General features: G+C 62.3%; 15 protein-coding genes. 4 read left to right on the top strand and 11 right to left on the bottom strand.

The genetic code is table 11. From position 1 onward, the window contains the following. Positions 1-80 precede the first annotated feature (80 nt). Genes DKW65_RS00515 through DKW65_RS00500 form a run of 4 tightly spaced genes read left to right on the top strand, consistent with a single transcriptional unit; the run spans position 81 to position 2978 of the window. Positions 81-401, top strand: a complete 321-nt coding sequence (locus tag DKW65_RS00515) for an ArsR/SmtB family transcription factor (protein WP_111655412.1) — start codon at positions 81-83, stop codon at positions 399-401. Further along, positions 398-832: a YeeE/YedE family protein gene (locus tag DKW65_RS00510; RefSeq protein WP_111655411.1), complete on the top strand. Its 435-nt coding sequence runs from the start codon at positions 398-400 to the stop codon at positions 830-832. Before DKW65_RS00515 ends, DKW65_RS00510 begins: the two co-directional genes overlap by 4 nt. Before the next feature lie 3 nt (positions 833-835). Continuing rightward, entirely contained in the window at positions 836-1264 is a 429-nt protein-coding gene (locus DKW65_RS00505; RefSeq protein ID WP_111655410.1) for a DUF6691 family protein, read from the top strand. A 1-nt stretch (position 1265) separates the two neighbouring features. Beyond that, positions 1266-2978, top strand: a complete 1713-nt coding sequence (locus DKW65_RS00500) for a SulP family inorganic anion transporter (RefSeq protein WP_245932356.1) — start codon at positions 1266-1268, stop codon at positions 2976-2978. A 42-nt stretch (positions 2979-3020) separates the two neighbouring features. Here DKW65_RS00500 and DKW65_RS15765 read toward each other — a convergent pair whose 3' ends face one another. The 11 genes from DKW65_RS15765 to DKW65_RS00445 all read right to left on the bottom strand — a co-directional run bounded on the left by DKW65_RS15765 (position 3021) and on the right by DKW65_RS00445 (position 19511). Next, positions 3021-3557: a hypothetical protein gene (locus DKW65_RS15765; protein ID WP_162925622.1), complete on the bottom strand. Its 537-nt coding sequence runs from the start codon at positions 3555-3557 to the stop codon at positions 3021-3023. Continuing rightward, complete coding sequence (locus DKW65_RS00490; protein ID WP_111655408.1) at positions 3554-7366, bottom strand: type VI secretion system Vgr family protein; 3813 nt, start codon at positions 7364-7366, stop codon at positions 3554-3556. Before DKW65_RS00490 ends, DKW65_RS15765 begins: the two co-directional genes overlap by 4 nt. A 17-nt stretch (positions 7367-7383) precedes the next feature. Beyond that, positions 7384-9486 carry a type VI secretion system Vgr family protein gene (locus DKW65_RS00485; RefSeq protein WP_111655407.1) on the bottom strand — a complete coding sequence of 701 codons (2103 nt, stop codon included), beginning with the start codon at positions 9484-9486 and terminating at the stop codon, positions 7384-7386. 44 nt (positions 9487-9530) lie between these two features. After that, a complete protein-coding gene (gene tssH / locus DKW65_RS00480; RefSeq protein WP_111655406.1) occupies positions 9531-12179 on the bottom strand; it encodes a type VI secretion system ATPase TssH in 2649 nt (882 codons plus the stop codon). 2 nt (positions 12180-12181) lie between these two features. Beyond that, positions 12182-13141, bottom strand: a complete 960-nt coding sequence (gene tssG, locus DKW65_RS00475) for a type VI secretion system baseplate subunit TssG (protein WP_111655405.1) — start codon at positions 13139-13141, stop codon at positions 12182-12184. Continuing rightward, on the bottom strand, positions 13105-14826 hold the full coding sequence (gene tssF / locus DKW65_RS00470) for a type VI secretion system baseplate subunit TssF (protein ID WP_162925621.1): 1722 nt from the start codon (positions 14824-14826) through the stop codon (positions 13105-13107). Before tssF ends, tssG begins: the two co-directional genes overlap by 37 nt. Further along, positions 14810-15238: a type VI secretion system baseplate subunit TssE gene (gene tssE, locus DKW65_RS00465; protein ID WP_111655403.1), complete on the bottom strand. Its 429-nt coding sequence runs from the start codon at positions 15236-15238 to the stop codon at positions 14810-14812. The genes tssF and tssE overlap by 17 nt, the downstream gene beginning before the upstream one ends. 58 nt (positions 15239-15296) lie before the next feature. Beyond that, positions 15297-15782, bottom strand: a complete 486-nt coding sequence (locus DKW65_RS00460; RefSeq protein WP_111655402.1) for an Hcp family type VI secretion system effector — start codon at positions 15780-15782, stop codon at positions 15297-15299. Positions 15783-15920: 138 nt separating this feature from the next. Beyond that, positions 15921-17450, bottom strand: a complete 1530-nt coding sequence (tssC, locus tag DKW65_RS00455) for a type VI secretion system contractile sheath large subunit (protein WP_111655401.1) — start codon at positions 17448-17450, stop codon at positions 15921-15923. A 14-nt stretch (positions 17451-17464) separates the two neighbouring features. Next, on the bottom strand, positions 17465-17998 hold the full coding sequence (gene tssB, locus DKW65_RS00450) for a type VI secretion system contractile sheath small subunit (protein WP_111655400.1): 534 nt from the start codon (positions 17996-17998) through the stop codon (positions 17465-17467). A 31-nt stretch (positions 17999-18029) separates the two neighbouring features. After that, complete coding sequence (locus tag DKW65_RS00445; RefSeq protein ID WP_111655399.1) at positions 18030-19511, bottom strand: TssA family type VI secretion system protein; 1482 nt, start codon at positions 19509-19511, stop codon at positions 18030-18032. Positions 19512-19514 lie beyond the last annotated feature (3 nt).

The raw sequence follows: 19514 nt of genomic DNA, 5'->3' as shown, positions 1-19514 counted from the left end.
AGGTATCTGAATACAATATACTTGCAGATATATTGTATTTCAATATAATGATTCGATCCAACCGATAGAGGGAGCCGTCCATGCCGGACACCTCGGAACTGAGCATTGAGGCCATGCGCCAGGCCGCTGACGGCGCCACGCAGATGTTGCGCTCACTGGCGCACCAGGACCGTTTGCTGTTGTTATGCCAGTTGAGCCAGGAAGAGCTGTGTGTCAGCGACCTGGAGGATCGCCTGGGCATTTACCAGCCCAGCCTGTCCCAGCAACTGGGCGTGTTGCGCCGCGAAGGCCTGGTGGCCACACGGCGGGAAGGCAAGAAGGTGTTCTACCGCATTGCCGAGCCGCGGGTATTGCAGTTATTACAGACCCTGTACGAACTGTTTTGCGAGGAGGACGCATGACTATTGACTGGGCCGCCTTTACGCCCTGGAGCGCCCTGTTGGGTGGGGCACTCATCGGCCTGGCTGCGGCCGCCATGATTCTGCTCAATGGCCGCATTACCGGCATCTCCGGGATCACAGGCGGGCTGCTGGCACCGCAACGTGGCGACATCGGCTGGCGCGCCGCTTTTGTGCTGGGGCTGGTACTGGCGCCCACCGCATGGATGCTGGCCGGGGACCTGCCGCCCCTGCAGATTGATGCCGACTACCCGCTGCTGATCATCGCCGGGTTGCTGGTCGGCGTCAGCACCCGCTATGGCGCAGGGTGCACCAGTGGTCACGGGGTCTGCGGCCTGTCGCGCCTGTCACCCCGCTCGCTGGTCGCCACACTGGCCTTTATGGGGACCGGTTTCGCCACCGTCTTTGTCATGCGCCATCTGCTGGGAGGCTGAGCCATGCAACGCGTCACACTCTCGTCATTCCTGATCGGTTTGCTGTTCGGTATCGGTTTGCTGGTCGCGGGCATGGCCAACCCGGCGAAGGTCCTGGCGTTTCTGGATCTGGCCGGTGCCTGGGACCCGTCCCTGGCACTGGTCATGGGGGGCGCCATCGCCGTGGGGCTGATCGCGTTCCGGCTCGCCGGGCAACGCAAGGTCTCGGTGCTGGGTGAACCCATGCGCCTGCCCACCAAGCGCGACATTGATCGCCGACTGGTGTTCGGCAGCCTGGGCTTTGGTGTCGGCTGGGGCCTGGCGGGCTTCTGCCCGGGACCGGCACTGGTGGCATTCGGCGCCCTGGAGGCCAAGGCCATGGTGTTCGTTGTCGCCATGCTGGCCGGCATGGCCGCGTTCGAACTGATGGAACGCCGCAGCGCGAGCCGATAACGTGAAACTGCCCCGGCACCTCGCACGCCTGACCCCGGACTGGGCGAAACAGTATCGCCGCCAGGACCTGGGCGGTGACCTGACCGCCGCGCTGGTCGCCACGCTGTTGCTGGTGCCCCAGGGGCTGGCCTATGCGGTGCTCGCCGGGCTGCCCCCTCATGTTGGTCTGTATGCCAGCCTGCTGCCGCTGGTGGCTTACGCCATGTTCGGCTCCAGTCGCGTGCTGTCGGTGGGCCCCGTGGCCGTGCTGGCGCTGATGACAGCGACCACGCTGGCGCCGCTGGCCACACCCGGCAGCCCGGAGTATGTGGCCGCTGCGGCACTGCTGGCCTTGCTGTCCGGCATCATGTTGTTCGTGTTCGGGCTGCTGCGCCTGGGCGTGCTGGCACAACTGCTCAGCCACCCGGTGATCAGCGGTTTTATCTCCGGCGCCGCCGTGCTCATCATCATTGGCCAGTTGCGCCCGCTGCTGGGGATCGACGCGCAAGGCGATACCGCCATCACACTGCTCCTCGCCCTGCTGCGCCAGGCCGATGGCCTGTTGCCGCTGACTGCATTGCTCGGGATCGCCGCCTTGATCCTGTTACTGCTGTCGCGACTTTTTCTGGCCCGGCTGCTGGTGCGTCTGGGGCTGCCCGTTGTGCGCGCCGCCCTGATCAGCCGCCTGACGCCGATGCTGGTGGTGATACTGTCGATTCTGCTTGTACACCTGCAAGGCTGGCACGACGCACTCGCCGTGGTCGGCGCCCTGCCCGCCGGCCTGCCGCCCCTGATCCTGCCTCGCGGCGACTGGCCGTTGGTTCAGGCGCTGCTGCTGCCCGCGCTGATCATCGGCCTGGTCGGCTTTGTCGAAAGCGTTTCCATTGGCCAGGCCATGGCCGCCCGCAGCGGCCACCGCCTGAACCCGGACGCCGAACTGCGCGGCCTCGGCGCCGCCAACATCGCCAGCGCGTTCAACAGTGGCTTTCCGGTGACCGGCAGTTTTGCGCGCACCGTCGTCAACGCCGAAGGCGGCGCCCGGACCCCGGTGGCAGGGTTGTTTGCGGCCGCCTTGATGGCACTGGTCTTGCTCGGATTCACCGGACTGTTCAGCGCGTTGCCCCTGACCGTACTGGCCGCCACCATCATTGTCGCCGCAGGCGGGCTGATCGACCTGCGCACCCTGCGCCACGCCTGGCGCTACGATCGGACCGACGCCGTCGCCCTGCTCGGCACCTTCGCCGGCGTAGTGCTGTTCGGCGTCGAAGCCGGCATCAGCATCGGTATCGGCCTGTCCCTGGCCACCCTGATCTGGCGCGCCAGCCGCCCCCATATCGCGGTGGTCGGCCGCATGCCCGGCACCGAACATTTCCGCAACGTGAAGCGTTACGAGACCCAGACACATCAATCCGTACTGTTCCTGCGCATCGACGAAAGCCTGTTCTTCGGCAACGTACGCGCCGTGGAAGATCGCGTGCTGGCAGAACTGGATCGCCAACCCGAGGCACAGCATCTGGTGCTGATCATGTCCTCCGTCAGCCGCGTGGACAGCACCGCGCTGGATATGCTGCACAGCCTGAACAGCAATCTGCGGCAACGGGATTTGCAACTTCACTTCGCCGAGGTGAAAGGCCCGGTACTGGACCGGCTGCAGCGCTCGAGTCTGCTGGAGCAGCTGACCGGGAAGGTGTTTATGTCGGCGTTTGAGGCAGAGGTGGTGTTGGCGGGGGATTGAGCCCCCGCGCGATCATGGGTCAACATCGCAAGGCCTGACCGGTCAAAGCAGGCCGGCCTTGTACTGCGCACCCAGTCTGCGTATCAGATCCAGGAAACCGCCCTCGAACAGAAAATGTTCGGAGAAACTCATCGTTTGAGAATCATCAAAACCCATATGTGTTTGGCGACTGGCGTTTTCCACCGCATACCCCGGCGGTGGCCCACTGGCAGGCCAATTGCGGTCGCCCATTTCGCGGATAATACAGAGGGTCTCGCCTTCCACCACCTTGTCCCCCGGGGTCATATGAAACTCCGTTGCACCACCTTCCGAAGGCGGCTTTCGGTAATCGATCAGCTCCGTCGGAAACCAATCAAGAAAGCCGAGAGGCAGATCGATTTGCGCTTGAATATACTCCTCTGCTCCTTTGTAGCTACCAATCCTGTACCGGAAAACTATCAGGTTTTTTCTGTACTTATATAGAAAATATTGCTGCGTCGTTTCAGAGTCACGCAATGCTCCAATTTCATCCATGCCGTTCGGCAATCGGCTATGATGGTCAATCTCTGGAAGTGGCGGAAGAAATTTCTTTATATTCATCGCGGGGTTATCTCCATTAGGTCAATAATATCGATGGCATCGCCAAACTGCTTCAGATTCGCATCGCGAACCTGAAAATTGAACGTCTCTACCGCGCCGAACTCGTTATCGACCCCTTCGACCAGATTTCTGGTCAGGCCATTACCCAGATAATGATCGTTATTGCCAATTTCTTTCTGCATCTCAAACCGCTTGCTTAATAGTTGACGCTGATCCGGATTAGCCACTTCTCGGCGTAGGTATCTCGAGAATCCATCAACATCTGCGCCATCAGTCATAACGCCCGACGCCCTGGCCGCACTATAATGCCTGGCATACTCTGCCTGAAATTCAGGCGTCATAATCTGCCGAACCTGGTCCGCAGGGAAGCGCCTCGGCAGCTCACTGCTGGCAAAGTCACCCAACTTCTCATAGGTGGGCACCAACGTACGAGTGGGCGCCACTGATCGTGCAGCCTGGGTGTCGATAATCACCATCACATGGGGTTCTGTCACCGGATCCAGACCCAGCTTGGCCATCAGCAGGCGGGGATCCGTATCGGCATCCTCGATCTGATCGAAGGTGGTGGACCAGTACTTCGGCCCACGGCCGCTTTGGGTTTCCAGTGATTGGCCCAGCGCGCCACCACGGTTTACACCATCGCTATCAACAAATCTCTTCGGCATGATCCGCACATGGAATCGTTCCGATTCAATCCGGTTGCTGGCTGCCATGGCCCGCAGCTCGGTATCGCTGTACTTGGGTTGATAGCCTTTGCGCACCAGTCGCTGGCGAACCCAGCCCAGCCGGGTCACAGCTTCGCGCAGGTTCTCCGGAGCGGGCAAGCGCGGGAAGCCATGCGCCATGCGTGGCGCCGGAGGCAGATCGCTGACACGTTCGACGTTGCCACCACCGCGCATGCTGCGTTGCGTGCCCTGTAGCCGTTTGCGACGCAGCAGGTCACCCAGCCGCATGACGGGTTCCGACAGTGCTTCCAGATGGCGAGCATGGCGGAGTTCGCCTGCACCCCTGGCGGCGGCACCCACTCCCCCGGTAACCGCAATCAGCACCACGGTAAGAATGATTTCAAAGACCACGGCGCCGCCGACATAGGCCCAGTCCGTGCCGTGCATCGCGCCCGAATACTCACCGACGAAACTCATGATCTGCGACTGCACGTCACTGTCTGTTGTCAGTAGAACCGTAATCTCCCAAGCCATCGCCAGGTCTTCGCGGGAAATAGCCGCAGGATCAAACCCCAGTGCCTCAACCAGTGCATCTTTCTCGTTCTCCCCATAACTGCTCAGAAAGCGTTCCCGCCAACCACTTTCACTGCTTTCTGCATTACGACTGGCCTCCCAGGCGCTCTGCAACGTCGTCTGGAGACGCCGCCTGGGGCTACCATAATGAGCCACTCGACCGGCAAAACTCAGCACGTCAATCACAAATTCCACCGCGCCAGTGGCAGCATCCCAAGCCCCGCTCAAATAGGCGGTGTAGTAACGCCAGCCATTGCCGAGTAAAGAGGCGTCTGCCATTTCCTTTTCCAGTCGAGCGGTTTCTTCTCGCTTCTCGGCAATTATCGCCTCGAGCACCGCCGCTATTTGTTGGCGCACACTCTCGATTTCTTCGTCAAGCTCCTCTGGCTCGTCACCAAAATGTACCGAGAGCGGCAGGAATGTGGGCAGATCCTCCTCCTGAGCCCAGCCGTCACTATCGAGATGGCCACGTCTTACTTCACCGCCGGGCAGATAGATCTGATAGGGCATGTCCGGCACAGGGGCGCCATCTTTCCAGCAATGATGCAAACAGAGCCCCCCCGGTGGAGGCGCCTTGAGCACAGGAATAGCAGTCAAAGCAAGGGGCTGGATTGGCACTGGACTGTCAGCTTTGGCACCCTGACCCAGGTTGTAGTGCATCTGGCCGTTGAACATCACGCCTTGCTGGCCTTTGATTGTGACCGTGTTGCCGAACAGACGGACGGTGCCGTCTTTCTTGATGCTGAAGCCGGCGCCATTCTGGTGAATGGTCAAATCGCCCCCGCCGGTCCCGGTGATAGCAATAGCACCGTCAGCCTGCAAATGCAGCTGGCCGCCAATACGCATCATCATCCCACTGCGGGCTTCGAGACGGACATGACCTTCCATGCGCATCATCGTATTGGCGCCGCTATGCAGCTCCAGATTGCGGCCTGACGCGAGTCTGGCCTGCCGGGCGGCACGCAAGGTGATATCCGTGGCGGCCTGGTGATGGATCACGCCCCGATCGGTCGTCATGCGGGCATCCTGGCCCACCTGAGTCATCTGACTCTCGCCCACATAGGTGGCGTGGTTCAGGCCGACCCGAGTGTCGTGGTTCCGGTCTGCCCGCATCGTCAGCGCACCCTGGTCGCAGGCCAGTTGCACTATCGGACTGTCGCTCTGGGCGTCGAGCTTGAGCAGACAACGGCCGTCGGGAGTGTGCAGCGTGATCGCTTCAGCCTGTTGTTTATCGTCCAGTGCCAGTTGATGCCCTGCGGGGGTCATCAGCTTGTGCTGATGGCGGTTTTCACCAACAACTGGCCCAGGCTGGGTGGTGCAAGGCGCATAGCCCAGAATCAGTGGCTGGTCCGGGTCGTCATTCAGACAGGTCAGCAGGATATCGGCGCCATCGCGCAGCGGCCAGTCCCAGCCGGTGGGCTGGCCGTTGTGGGTAGGTGGGCCGCCGAAGGGTTGCAGTTGTCGCAGCGGCGGGCTGGCTTCGCCTGCCGCTGCGAGCTGTTCATCAAAGGCAATGCGGGCCTTGCGCAGGCCACTGCCGGTCAGTTGCGCGTAGGGCTCCGTGGATTCCACCCTGGCAGGAAACACCAGCGGTATGTCGGGTTTGGCCGGGATGGGTGGCAGAAACGGCTGGTTGAAGGCGATGGCTTCCGCCTCCCAGCGCAGCGGCTGGGGGTCGTTGCCCTGGTGCTCGCGGGGCAATGCCAGGGTGGTTTTGCTGTGGATGATCAAACAGTTGCCGTGGCCTTCCACGGGCAGCCACTGGCCGGGTCCGACATCGCCCGCCGGACCGCTGAGATGCAGGCTCTCTCGTTGTTGCTGACGATAGAAATCCGCATGCCCGACACGGCGGAAAGCGCCGTCCAATGCGACACTCTCCATACCCTGGATAGCCCGTACTGCGCCGCTTTGGGCGCGCACAGTCAGCCCGGCTCGTTGCGCCCGACTGGCACCCTGATAGCTGTCGGCGAGAACAACCACTTCACCGTGCTCATCAGACTCGCTGCTGAACCAGATATCCGCGTGAGCCAGCAGGCGCTGCACAAAGGCCAGATCGCTTTCGCCGACCTGGGCGGTCCAGGGTTTGACGGGATAATCGAGGGTCAGGCGGTTATCGACGGCGAGGCCGTGGTCACGAAACACGTTTTCAACGATCTCCACCACGCTTTGCCGGTGAACAATGCGCCAGCGCTGGCGCAAAGAGAGCCGGATCAGACCCGAGTGCATATCAAACACCCACTGCTCGCGGCCATCAGGCAAGAGAGCTTGCTGATCTATGCAAGTCACCACACCCACAATATCCCGGCCTAGCGCATCGCGGCTGGTCAGTGTGAGTCGTCCCGCTTTGCCCAACAAGGCGTCGCTGTTACTGCCCGCCGCGACGGCGCAATAGACCCTGTAAGCAGATACCTGACTGAGACCCTCTTCCAGCTCGGTGGCATAGCCATCCAGCAACAAACCATCGACCGTAAAAGTGAAGGTTTCGATACCGGTATGCTTTCCGGTGACAGACTCAAACCACGATTCACCTTGCTGTTTCAGCAATTCACCGGCTTTGTTCTTGACATCCATTTCCCGCCCCCTGCGAATCAGTTTCCACCGATCTGTTGGCCATCTACCTTGATGGTATTGCCGGAAATATCCACCACCGCACCGTCAATGACGATATCACCGGAGGGGGATATCTCGATGCTGCCGCCACCCTGGCTAAACCGCATGGGCGCATTGCCGCCACCACGCAGCGTCAGAGCGCCGTTGACCTCCGCGCTGAAATCACCACGATCTACCAGCACTCGGGCATCGCCATTGGGCACCTCCACAGACGTATCGCCGTCGCTGCGAGCAATCAGGTTTTCACCCGCGTGCACATCGATGTCGCCTTGCTCAGCTGTCAGGCGGAGGCTGTCGGTGGATTTGAAGAACAGGTCGGCACCCGCCTGGAGTTCGATTATCCCCTCCCGGGTCATCAGCTTCAGATCCTCGGTGACGGTCACCGTTTTGGTTTCTCCAACCGTTTCGTTCTGCGAGGCACCCACCTCAACGGTCATATGCCCACCAGCAAGGATCTCCATATCACCTTCCAACGTCTCCAGCGTCACTTGATGCCCGCTGTCACTGGCATCCAGGCTCAAGCGATTCTTCCGGTCAGCGGTGAACAGTTCTATACGCTCTTCCCCGGCGCGATCTTCCATCAGCAGTTCGTTGCCGCCTCGGGTGCGCAGAATATGCTGGCTGGCATTGCTGGCCGTGACCGGCGTCGGGGTTTGCGGATTACTGATCGCCCCGAGAATCACAGGGCGGTCGATATCGCCATTAACGCAGCTGAGCAGCACTTCTGTCCCGGCGTGCAGCGGCAAATGCATCCCGCTATTAGGTCCGCCGTAGGGCTGCATCATTCGTACCGGCGGGGTGGCCTCACCTTCGGGGCTGTCACCGCCATCGAACGGTAAACGGATCCGGTAGCGGCCCTGATCATCAAGGTAGGCGTAGTCGCCGCCGTCGCCTTCCACCCGTGCCGAAAAGCTGCCGTGCACCGGCTTGCGTTGCCAGGCGGCCGCGCAACGGTAGGGCATTTCAAGCGGGATCAGGGTCAGTTCGCTGAGCAGGCCGGGCCGATCGCTGTTCTGGCCAAAGGCATGTCCGGCACGTTGGTCGCCCTGAATGGCGGCAGCCACCACCAGCCAGTCACCGTTGTGCTCCGGGTGATTGGTCAGCGTCAGCGCCATGCCCGGCAGCAGCTGCGCGCTGTCGGCGCGAGCTGTAAGAGTGTGGCGCTGCACGTCCAGCGCCTGAGCCCGGATAGTGGCTAGCTGGCAAGCCTGATCGCTGTCCTCCGCTTGAGGCCCCCAGTGTTGCAGATGACCTTGCCCGCCCCGACACTGGGCCTCACCCAGCGGGGGGCGGTCCGGCGCTTGCGGGTTGTAATCAGACAGGCTCACGCCCGCGCTCATCCAGCTCACTTTGCGGGAAAGCTGAAAGACGCGCTCGCCGCCCGCCGCCTGACCACTCTCCGGATGAAAATCCAGGCGTGCGCCGCCAAGTGTATCCGCCAGGTCACGGCTGTCATCATAGAACAGGAAGGCGGCCCCCTGGGCGCCGGGCTTGACGGTGTAGAAGGCGCCATCCCGTGCCAGCAGGCGCGACAGGAAGTCCATGTCCGATTCTTCGTACTGAACCACCATCGCTCGCGCCGGTTGAGGCTGTTTGAAGCAGATATCAAGGCTATCGGCGCTGAACTCGGCGTCGGTCATCACCTGCTGGATGATCTCTTCCAGCGTCCGATTGAGAAATACCCGGTTATGGCGTCGGCAAGCCAGCGCATACAACGGGGACACCAGTTGCAGGCCAAGGCGAGCCCCTTCGGGGCTGGCAGGCAGTTCCTGCACCGCACGCACTTGAAGCGCCAGCACGCTTTCCGTGCCGCCAGAGCCCACCAGACGAAGTCGGGCCGGGGCGCCCACCAGCGCGTCCAGGCCCACAGGTGCCCGCACGAGGACGTTGACCTCGAACTCGCCGAGACAGGACAGGGCAACATCTTGACTACGAAAATTCTCCACCGAAAAAGCGGACTCTCCCATCCCCGCGACATCAACAAAGAAACGGCTCAGCGGCGCATCCATCCGCTGGCTGGCCCGTGACGCCGCTTTCTTGACGGCGGAAGTTGCTGCATTCTTGAGTGTGTCAGCGTCCATGATGACTTTCCTTTTTTCTGTTGCGCTTTTTGTGCCGAATACGCTCAGGCGCGCAGTTGCTCCGGCGCCTCGGTATCCGCGAAAACGGCGCTCAGATGGCCGTTCTCATCCAGCTCCAGGGTCAGCAGGTCCGGCATGTCGTCCTCGGCCATGTAGGCGAGCAGTTGCTGGGCCAGGCCGGGCATCAGTTGTTGTTCGATCACCGATTCCACCTGGCGCGCGCCGCTTTCTGCCACTTCGCAGCGGGCGGCGAAGTGGCGCACCACCGCATCATCCACCCGCAGGGTGATGCCGTGGGCATCACGCAGGCGCTCGGCGACGGCCTCCAGTCGCAGCAGGACCACGGCGTCCAGGGTCTCGCGGTCCAGGGGGCGGTAGGGAATCACCTGCATGCGGGCCAGCAAGGCGGCAGCGAAATGGCGCCGCAGGTCGGGCTCGATGGCGTCTACCAGTTCGCGGTCGGTGGGGGGTGTCCAGGCCTGCTCAGGCGTGGCTGGATCGGCGTCAGCCGTCTCGTCCTCCGGTGGCAAAGCCAGCCGTTGCAACGTGTCGCTGCCGAGGTTCGAGGTCATCAGGATCACGGTGTTGCGGAAGTCGATTTCGCGGCCTTCGCCGTCGCGCAGTACGCCGCGATCAAACACCTGGTAGAACAGGTTCATGACATCGGGATGGGCCTTTTCCACTTCATCCAGCAGCACCACTGAATAGGGACGCTGGCGTACGGCTTCGGTCAGTACGCCACCTTCGCCGTAGCCCACATACCCGGGTGGGCTGCCCTTGAGCTGCGACACGGTGTGGGCTTCCTGGTATTCGCTCATGTTAATGCTGACGAGGAAGCGTTCACCGCCAAACAGTTCGTCAGCCAGGGCGCGAGCGCTCTCGGTCTTGCCAACACCGCTGGGGCCGGCCAGCAGGAAAACGCCAAGGGGGCTTTCCTGTTTGCGCAGGCCCGCCTTGGCGGCGCGCAAGGTGCGGGCCATGGCGGCCAGGGCGCTGTCCTGGCCGACCACGCGCCCGGCCAGGCGTGATTCCAGGCTGGCGAGCGCCTGCACTTCGTCACGCACCATGCGGCCAAGGGGAATGCCGGTCCAGTCAGCGATCACCCCCGCCACCGTGGCGGCGTTGACTTCCGGGTGCACCAGGGGGGCATTGCCCTGTACAGCGTGCAAGGCGGCGCGGCGTTCGCGGCTGCCGTCCAGGGCGGCGACCAGTTCGCGCTCCTGATCCCAGCGGCCACGCGTGGTGTCCATGCGCTCGGCAGCCTGGGCGAGCTCATGCTGCAACTGACCACGCAGGCGTTCGTTCACGGTGATGCCGTGGCTGGCATCTTCTTCCAGCGCACTCAGGCGGCGGGTGAAATAATCTTGCTGCTCGGCGTCCTGCTCCAGATCGCGGGGCTGGGTGGCCTGGCTCAGGCGCACCCGCGCGGCGGCCGTGTCGAGCACATCAATGGCTTTGTCCGGCAACTGGCGCCCAGCAATGTAACGCTGCGACAGGCGGACGGCCGCTTCCAGTGCGGCATCGGTGAGCAGCACGCCGTGGTGGCGCGCATAGGTCTGCTTGAGGCCGCTGAGCATCAGCAGGGCGCGATCGGTATCTGGCTCATCAACACTGACTCGCTGAAAGCGACGATCCAGCGCGGCATCGCGTTCAAAGTAGCGTTTGTATTCCGACCAGGTCGTGGCCGCGATAGTGCGCATGCCGCCGCGTGCCAAGGCGGGTTTGAGCAGATTGGCCGCATCGTTCTGGCCGGCTTCGCCGCCCGCACCGATCAGCGTATGCGCTTCATCAATAAACAGGATGACAGGCTGGGTGGCGTTGCGGATTTCCTGGATGACCTGCTTGAGGCGTCGCTCGAATTCCCCTTTTACGCTGGCACCGGCCTGCAACTGGCCGATGTCGAGGCCGAGAATGCGTACGTCTTTCAACGCGTCGGGCACACGGCCTTCGGCAATGCACAGGGCCAGGCCTTCCACCACGGCAGTCTTGCCGACGCCAGGCTCGCCCACCAGGATCGGGTTGTTCTTGCGGCGACGGCAGAGGATGTCGATGGCCATGCGGATCTCGTCGCCCCGGCCCAGCACCGGGTCCAGACGACCCTCACGGGCATCAGCGGTGAAGTCCTGGCAGAACTGTTGCAAGGCTTCTTCCTTGGCACCGGACGGTGACAGACCAGGCGCCCCCGAGCCGGGTGTGACATCGGGCGTGGCGCCCGCCACTTCTACAGAACCGCGCGTCAGCGCAGCATGCTGTTCACGCAGGGCATCCAGCGACAAGCCTTGCAAGGCCGTGCAGGCGGGCTCGCCCATGCGCGGCAGCAGTTCCAGCAGGGCGTCGAGCAAGGCCACGCTGCGAATCTTTTCCGCACCATAGTGAAGGCTGCTGGCGAGCCAGGCCTGCTCCAGCCATTGCACCAGGCGCGCCGAAAACACCGGTCGATCCGGATTGGCGGTGCGTAACCGTGACAGGGCCTGCATCTGCTCATCGAACAGCGCACCTGCATCAGCGCCGGTATGCGCCATCACCTGTTGCAGGTCATTGCGCAGGTCACTGTCCAGCAATTTCACCAGCAGATGCTCGATGCGCACTTCGTAATCGCTGCGCGCGGCGGCCATCACGGCGGCATTTTCCAGCGCCCTGGCGCAGGTGTCGTTCAGCTTTTCCAGCAGACGGCGCATGTTTCCGGCATGCATGATCAATCTCCTTTTGCAGTGTCCGTCATCGTCATGCGAATCAGGTATTCGTCGTTCAGGCGTTCGCCCAGCCAGCAGGACCAGCCCAGATGCAGTTCCTCTACGCCCAGCCCTTGATGGGCCTCTATTCGCGCATTCGGGCGTACGCGCAGATGCAGTTCAAAACCGGTGCCTGCGGGCAGGTAATCGCGCACCCGGGCACGCAGATGCGCATGCTCGGCATGGCCGGGAAGCAGTTCGCGGGCGCTGGCGGCATCCATGGGCCCCAGACGCACGGCAATCGCGCCGTTCGCGGTCCAGGCACGGCCACCAAGCACGGTGTTGTGACCCAGAGTGCAACTGGCGGCACCCAGCACACAGGCTTCGCCCAGTGCCTCCCAGGTCGGGCGGCCGTCTTCCACCGCCACCGGCACCCCGGCCATGTCATCCTGGAGCAGTGCGCGCAAACCATTTGCGGTCCGTACCCGCCCCACGGGAAACCGGCGGCGGCCGGGCTGCGCACCCAGTTGTCCGGACAGCGCACTGGCGGTACCGGTAAACGCCGTGGGCAAGCGCCCGGCGGCGGGGCGGCTGATCTGCAAGGCGCGGTACATCAGCACATAGAAGCGCTGGTTGAAAATGTCGAGAAAGGTGCGCATCCGGGCCGCGTCATCGTCTTCCGCGGTGGTGCGATCCAGCAGGTAATGCGGCACTGGCGCATCCACGCCATACAACCCCAGAAAGCCGAGCAGCAGGGTCAGCCGATCGGCGTCGTGCCGGCAGCCACGAATATCCGCCGCCGGAAACACCAGATCTTCACTGGGTTGCAGGCGCACGCGCGCGTCCAGCCCCTGACCAAAGGTCTGGCCTTCGCCGTCGCTGGCTTCGAGCAGTTCCATCGCCTGCACAAAATCGAAGCCCTGAGGGTGCCGCAACAGATCATTGATCAGATCGGCGCTGCGTAGCCCGAGCGTGGCGCCCATGCAAACTCCTTCTGACTTGGCTGGCAGACAATGCGCAGCTCGACACTTTCGTTGATCGCCGCGCTGGCACTGAGCACGCGATGCATGACACAACCGAACAGGTAAAGGTCGGCCTGCGACAGAAAATCCTGCTCGGCAATATTCAGGGTCACAGCGATACCGCGATACAGCATGCCGCCCAGCATGCGCGTGACCGGCGCCACATCGACCTCCTGCAAGGCCTGGCGACGGCGGCGATGCTCCTCGCGGCCGGTGCGATCCAGCACGCCCAGCAATGTGCTCATCCCGTCGCGGCTGGCGAGCCCGCTGGCGGGCATCTGCATAAGCGCCTGCAAACGCCAGCGATACTCCGCCTGGGCGGGCGCAGGCAGGTAGCTGCCGGGACGCATCAGGTTGGTGACGCTGACGCCGGACGGAACCCCGTCACCTGGCTCGCTCACCTGGTTCTCTGTCAGATAACGGCGCGGCAGATGCCCATCGCTGACGATCACACTCGCCGACAGACTCTGCGCCGAGATCAGCGCCGGGCCGGACAAACTGATGAAGGGCTGGGGCGTGGCCAGCCCCAGATCGCGATAGGTCAGGCGATAACAATGATCGCCCTGTTCCGGCGTCAGCGCCTGATAAAACGGCACATAGGTCTGGGTGCGGGCGCTGCGCTGCTCGCGGCCTATCAGGCTCTCGATCTGGTGCAGCACGACCGTGTCCGGTCGCTGCCGGTCGGGCAGGAAGCGGTACTCGGCCTTGCGCTGGTCCACTTCCAGCGGGTCGGCGTCCATGCGGTACAGATTGACCGCCGGCACACAGTTCAACCTCAGGTGATCGGCGCGCAGGGCATGCTCGGCGGGCAGCCGCACGCCGGTGGGGACCGTCAACGTAATACGTCGGGTCTTGTCCGGCAGCGTCAGGGTGTCGAGACCGCGCAGACGCACAAACAGAAAACGGGCCTGCCAGGCAAAATAGTCCTGCAAGCGGTCCAGCCCGGGATGCCCGCGATGGCAAAGCAGCCCGGGCATGCTGATATCATCGAGCCCCGGCGCACTCAGGGCATCACTGCCAAGACGCCCGATATCCTTGCCGTCGTCAGTCGATACCCGAATGTCACCAGGCTTTTCAGTCAATCCCCGGAACAAGGCCAATGCCAGCGCCAGGTCCGCATGCAGATAGATGTCCAGTTCTGCGGGCAACAGTTCGGCAAGTTCGCCGCCACCACGGCTCACCAGCGTCAAAGCAAAGGTTGTGCCGCCGTCCGGGGTTTCGGTGGCTTTCACGTCGCTCAGTGTCAGCGGATGCACGTGCAGATCGGTGAGCGTGGTGAAATGGCAGCGCTGGCGATGTTCGCCCACCGGCGCACTGCTGACACGGCTGCCCGCAGCAATGAACTTGCTGCTCTGGGCATGCGCGTCCGGGGTAAAGGCCAGAATCGTGCCGCTCGGGTAGCCACGCAGTTGCCCCGGGCACATCTGTTCCAGCAGTTGTTCGCTGACCGCGACTTCGCTGTCATCAATGCGGGCGCGAATCTGCGCCGCCATGAACGCCATGCCTTCGAGCAGACGTTCTACATAAGGGTCCCGATCACGGACTTCGGTCAGGTTGAGCATCCGCGCCTGTTCAGGATGGGCACGGGCAAAATCGGCCGCCGCATCATGCAGCAGCCGCATCTCGGATTCAAAATACTCGCGCATTGGCCACTCCCTGGCGTACTTCTGCACCGCCATCGCTTTGCAAGAAGGTGCGGAACCGGGCCAGTTCGCCGTTTTCCACTACGCCGGTCACTTCCAGTTGCACCACACACTCGCGCGTGTCGGACACTCGCGCGGCCACCTGCACATGCTGAAGCCTCGGCTCGAATCTCGTGATCGCATCGCGCACCAGACGAATCAGTGCATCCAGTGAATAAGGCAGGCCGTCATACAAAGTGGGCAAATCCGGCAAACCGTACTCCGGCAGGTGCGGCAACGCATCATGGCGCGCGTTAAGCAACCGGCGCAGGTGATCATGAATACTGCGCAGACGCGCCTCGCGGCCTTCCAGGCTGGCCACCGGGGTGCCATCGGCAAAGCGGCCATGCAGCACTTCAAACAGAGCAGCGGTCATGGGATATCCCGTCCTTCAGGCAGACAGAAAGGGCGAGGCAAGCCCCGCCCTGCCGGGCTTACCGACCCTCGGTCCAGGAGTCCGAGAATTCGATGTTGCCGTCGACATAAGTCCAGGTGACACCGGCATAGCGAGCAGATACCTGCTCCAGGTGCGGGTAGCTTTCCTTGTCGACATCCTTGACGTTATGCATCACCGGCTTGACCGAAGTGATCTTCACGTCCTTCAGCGTGTGCCGGAAATATTCCTTTTCCGTGCCGGTGTCGTCGATGCGATACCAGCGCAGCACCAGCTCCTTGAGGGTCTGACCATTGCTGCACGCCTTGTACAGGTACGGCGAAGCACTGTCGAACGCCTTGGTAAAGACGAACGGTTCATGCTTGCGCGTACCGGTCAGCGCGCCAGTATCCCCGTCGGTGGGAATACGCAGTTCGTGATCAAAATGCAGCACCTCGATGCTGCCCTCGCGATCAGCGATGGATACAGAGCCTTCAACATCATTGCCCTGATCATCCTTGATCCACATATAGGCGGGAATCGCCATAAGAACCTCCTGTTGGATATCAAGTTAAATGCACATGCCGACAACGGCGCCGACACGCCACACCCTCCCCCCGGATGCCCGACAAATGCCGGGCGTGGGCAAAGTGGATGTGATGGGTGCGGCTGCTCCCCCCTGGGCTCAGCCTTCCTTGCCCGCAGGCAATTGCGATACCAGTGACAAACGCACGTCCACCCCTTCGATCTGGAAGTGCGGCATCACTGCCATGTCCACCCGGTAGTAACCCGGGTTTTCCGGAATGTCGTGCACCTTCACGTAGCCGTCCTGAAGCGGGTAGTTGGCCACCAGTTCCGGATCCGGATTATTCATCTTGGTCACCAGACCCTGGAGCCAGTCATTGAGCTCATTCTCCAGCTCCTGGCGACCCTTGCTGGCGCCGATGTTTTCGCGCTGGATGACCTTCAGGTAATGGGCCAGGCGCGAGACCAGGAAGATGTACGGCAAGCGCGTGTTGATGCGCGCATTGGCAGTCGCTTCCGGGGTGTTGTACTCCGCCGCCTTCTGCACAGAGTTAGCGGAGAAGAAACAGGCATAATCGCTGTTCTTGTAGAAACTCAGCGGAATGAAGCCCTCATCCGCAAACTCCAGCTCCTTGGTCTCCGAGATCAGAATCTCGGTGGGGATCTTCGCCTGGGTGCCGCGGCCAATGTCGTAGTGATGCAGCGGCAGGTTCTCCAGCTTGCCGCCCGCTTCGGGGCCGCGGATGTTCACGGTCCAGCCATACTGTTTGAAGCTGCGCGCCATGTTGGAGGCAAAGGCAAAGGTGGCATTACCCCACAGATACTTCTCATGATCCGGGCCTGCCACGCTCTCTTCATAATTGAACAACCGCACGGGGTTGCTTTCGCCGTAGGGCAAACGCAACAGAAAACGCGGCATCACCAGACCTACATAGCGGGAATCCTCGCTTTCGCGGAAGCTGCGCCAGCGGGTGTACTCGGCTTTCTCCAGATAGCTGCCTACGTCCTGGATCTTCGGCACTTCCTCGATGCTCTGCTTGCCGAAGAAACGCGAACCGGCACTGCCCAGAAAAGGGCAATGGGCCGCAGCCGCCACGCGCGAGATTTCCGTCAGCAGGGAAATATCCGGCGCCGAGCAGTCGAACTCGAAATTGGAAATAACGGCCGACATGGGTTCGCCGCCCGGCGTGTCGTATTCCTGGATGTACAGGTGATTGAACAGGCCCGACTGGGTCACATCCGGCACATCCTCGAAATCCTCTACCAGGTCATCCTTGCTGGCGTCGAGCAGTTCTACCCGGATATTCGCTTTCGGGTCACAACGGTCCACCAGGAATTTCAGGGAGACCCAGGCAGACTCAACCTTCTGGAATTCCGGGTGATGCATCACCGCATCCAGCTGACGGCTGATCGCGCTGTCGATACGGGCGATGTACTGATCCAGCAAGGTCTTGTCGATGCGATCAAAGTTCTCGCTGCGGCTGGCCAGATCCAGGAAGACCTGCAAGGCAGCGGTCAGGCGCTGCTCCAGCGGCACTTCCGCCATATTGGCACTCTGGTGAAAGCTGCTCAGGGCCACTTTCTCGCCCACCGGCTCGATGTCGACCATGCCGCACAGGCGTTCATAGATGCTGCCCTGCGCTTCGGTTTGCGCGGCAGCAGCGGTGCTGTTCTGTTGCTGGGTAGCCATGTCTCTCTCCTGCCTCAGGCGTCGTTGTCCTTGTCGTTACCGCTTTCATCGTTGGCATCAAGCGGCACCAGATTGCTGAGCTCACCCATCAGCTCATCCAGCTCCGGTTTTGTCTTGACGATCCGCTCCAGCTCGCGGCGAAACTTGCTGTTATCCAGCAGGTTTGATTTCAGGTCCTTGAGCAGGCTGCGCATGGCCAGCATGTCGTTGAGTTGCGGAATGCGTTGGGCCACCTGCTCCGGCTTGAAGGAGTTGAAGCTGTCGAACTTCAGATCAACCTGAATGTCGGTGCCGTCATCGCGGAGGGTGTTTTCCACCGTGTAGCGCACGCGCGGCGCCATGTCTTTCAGCACATCGTTGACATTATTGCGGTCAATGCGAACGCGCTCGCGCTCGGCGATGCGGCCTTCCGATTGCCCGTTGCTGTAGTCGCCCATCACCAGCAGCTTCAGTGGCAGTTCGAGTTTTTTCTTGGCGCCGCCGGTTTCCAGATCAAGCGTGATATTGACCCGGGCCCGCGGCAGTTCATTCTGGAAGCTCTTCGACATGACAATCCCTCTCTATCGTGTGTAGTGGCCGCTACAGCATGGCCGCGGCAGCGGTGATATCGGTGCGGCTGATCAGCTGACTGATGTCCTCGAGACGTTGCCGCTGTGCCTCGCTCTCTTCGCCCGCGCGCAGCGCCTGTTGCAGCATGCGCCAGGCGCGCAGGGCCAACGCCGGCTCCCAACGACCGATATCGCGTGCAGCGAGGCGCTCGTTAACGGACTCCAGCAGCGGCAGGGCCAGATCAGCGCGCCCTTGCGTCAGCGTCAGCCCGGCGCGCAGCAGATCAAGCTCCACCCGCTCCCGGTCACTGTGCGCCGGCTGCTCATCCAGAAAACCCAGCCCGGCGGCAAGGCCCTGTTCGGCCACGCGCGCCTCCGCTTCGCGGCCGAGTGCTGGCCAGCGCTCGTTGTCGGCACCGCCCCCGGATTCCGCCGGGGCCATCAGTGCTTCAATCCAGTTGGCCGCGTTCCCGGAGACGAACGGCTCGCCATCTGCAAACCGCAGCCGCAACAGGTCACGGTGTTGCGCCAGCAAGGCGGCGGTGTCCTGTTCGATGCGGGCACAGACCTGACGCAAACCCAGCCCCTTGGCCGCCTGATGCGCCCAGTGCTGGATCTGGAAGCAGAACTGGCCACCGGGTTCAAGAAAAGCACGCTCGGCCGCCAGTAACGCTTCGCTCCATTGCTGACGATCCAGCGCCGCACTGACCGCGTTCAGCGATGCGGGACGCGGCGGCAGCACACGGGTGCTGCCGTTATCCGCCGGTGGCGGCACCAGATCAGACCAGCGCATGACGCGGCCCAGTGATACCAGCTCCAGAAATCGCTGCTCGGCGCGGTACCAGGCCAGCAGGTCTCGCAGTGCTTTCTGTTCGGCCTTGTCACTGTCAATAGCACCGGACGCTGGCGCCTGATGGGCTGGCGAGCGCGCGCCGGGTTCCGCCGGCGCACGCCGGGGCGGCGATGCCTGCGCGTCATCGTGCTCTGCGCTGTCCGGTTCCGCCGGCGCAGCGGTTGGGCGCGCGGCGTTGTCGTCCAGCCACTTGTTGATCGCCTTGAGGCGCACCGGCTCGCCAAGACGTTGCTCGATCAGCGCATGCAAGCGGGACACCGCCTCGGTCAGCGCCGACACCACCTCACCGTCGTGGGTATTGCGCGCCAGAAAGACGGGGAAGCGCTCATTGGTCAGCCATTCCACGGCGGCACGGCGCGCCTTGTCGCGTTGCGGAAAGCATTGTTCCCAGCGGGATTCCAGTACCCAGCACCAGGCCAGCACCGCGTCGTGCAGCCCGCTGGCGCCATGCAGGTAGGTGCGCGCCAGTGACACATAGGCCAGCACGCGCAGATCCAGCGCCTGTTCGGTAAGAATGGCTTCGCCCAATTCGCTGATGCGCTCGAAATCATTGCCGCTGAGTTTTTCCACTTCACCACGCAAGGCGGAAAACGCGTCGCTGTAACGGGGATCTTCGCCGTCTTCCCGTGCCTGCACCCAGGCCTGCAGTGGCGCATGCATTAC

The sequence above is a fragment of the Isoalcanivorax indicus genome (genome assembly GCF_003259185.1).
Taxonomy (GTDB): Bacteria; Pseudomonadota; Gammaproteobacteria; order Pseudomonadales; family Alcanivoracaceae; genus Isoalcanivorax; species Isoalcanivorax indicus.
Note: the sequence above shows the minus strand (reverse complement) of the source record. Positions and strands in the feature narration are given on the sequence as shown.

Bases quoted from the DNA above. Each gene is read 5' to 3' on its own strand.
- DKW65_RS00515 (WP_111655412.1), top strand. From the start codon at position 81: ATGCCGGACACCTCGGAACTGAGCATTGAGGCCATGCGCCAGGCCGCT.
- DKW65_RS00510 (WP_111655411.1), top strand. From the start codon at position 398: ATGACTATTGACTGGGCCGCCTTTACGCCCTGGAGCGCCCTGTTGGGT.
- DKW65_RS00505 (WP_111655410.1), top strand. From the start codon at position 836: ATGCAACGCGTCACACTCTCGTCATTCCTGATCGGTTTGCTGTTCGGT.
- DKW65_RS15765 (WP_162925622.1), bottom strand. From the start codon at position 3,557: ATGAATATAAAGAAATTTCTTCCGCCACTTCCAGAGATTGACCATCAT.
- DKW65_RS00490 (WP_111655408.1), bottom strand. From the start codon at position 7,366: ATGGATGTCAAGAACAAAGCCGGTGAATTGCTGAAACAGCAAGGTGAA.
- DKW65_RS00485 (WP_111655407.1), bottom strand. From the start codon at position 9,486: ATGGACGCTGACACACTCAAGAATGCAGCAACTTCCGCCGTCAAGAAA.
- tssH (WP_111655406.1), bottom strand. From the start codon at position 12,179: ATGCATGCCGGAAACATGCGCCGTCTGCTGGAAAAGCTGAACGACACC.
- tssG (WP_111655405.1), bottom strand. From the start codon at position 13,141: ATGGGCGCCACGCTCGGGCTACGCAGCGCCGATCTGATCAATGATCTG.
- tssF (WP_162925621.1), bottom strand. From the start codon at position 14,826: ATGCGCGAGTATTTTGAATCCGAGATGCGGCTGCTGCATGATGCGGCG.
- tssE (WP_111655403.1), bottom strand. From the start codon at position 15,238: ATGACCGCTGCTCTGTTTGAAGTGCTGCATGGCCGCTTTGCCGATGGC.
- DKW65_RS00460 (WP_111655402.1), bottom strand. From the start codon at position 15,782: ATGGCGATTCCCGCCTATATGTGGATCAAGGATGATCAGGGCAATGAT.
- tssC (WP_111655401.1), bottom strand. From the start codon at position 17,450: ATGGCTACCCAGCAACAGAACAGCACCGCTGCTGCCGCGCAAACCGAA.
- tssB (WP_111655400.1), bottom strand. From the start codon at position 17,998: ATGTCGAAGAGCTTCCAGAATGAACTGCCGCGGGCCCGGGTCAATATC.
- DKW65_RS00445 (WP_111655399.1), bottom strand. From the start codon at position 19,511: ATGCATGCGCCACTGCAGGCCTGGGTGCAGGCACGGGAAGACGGCGAA.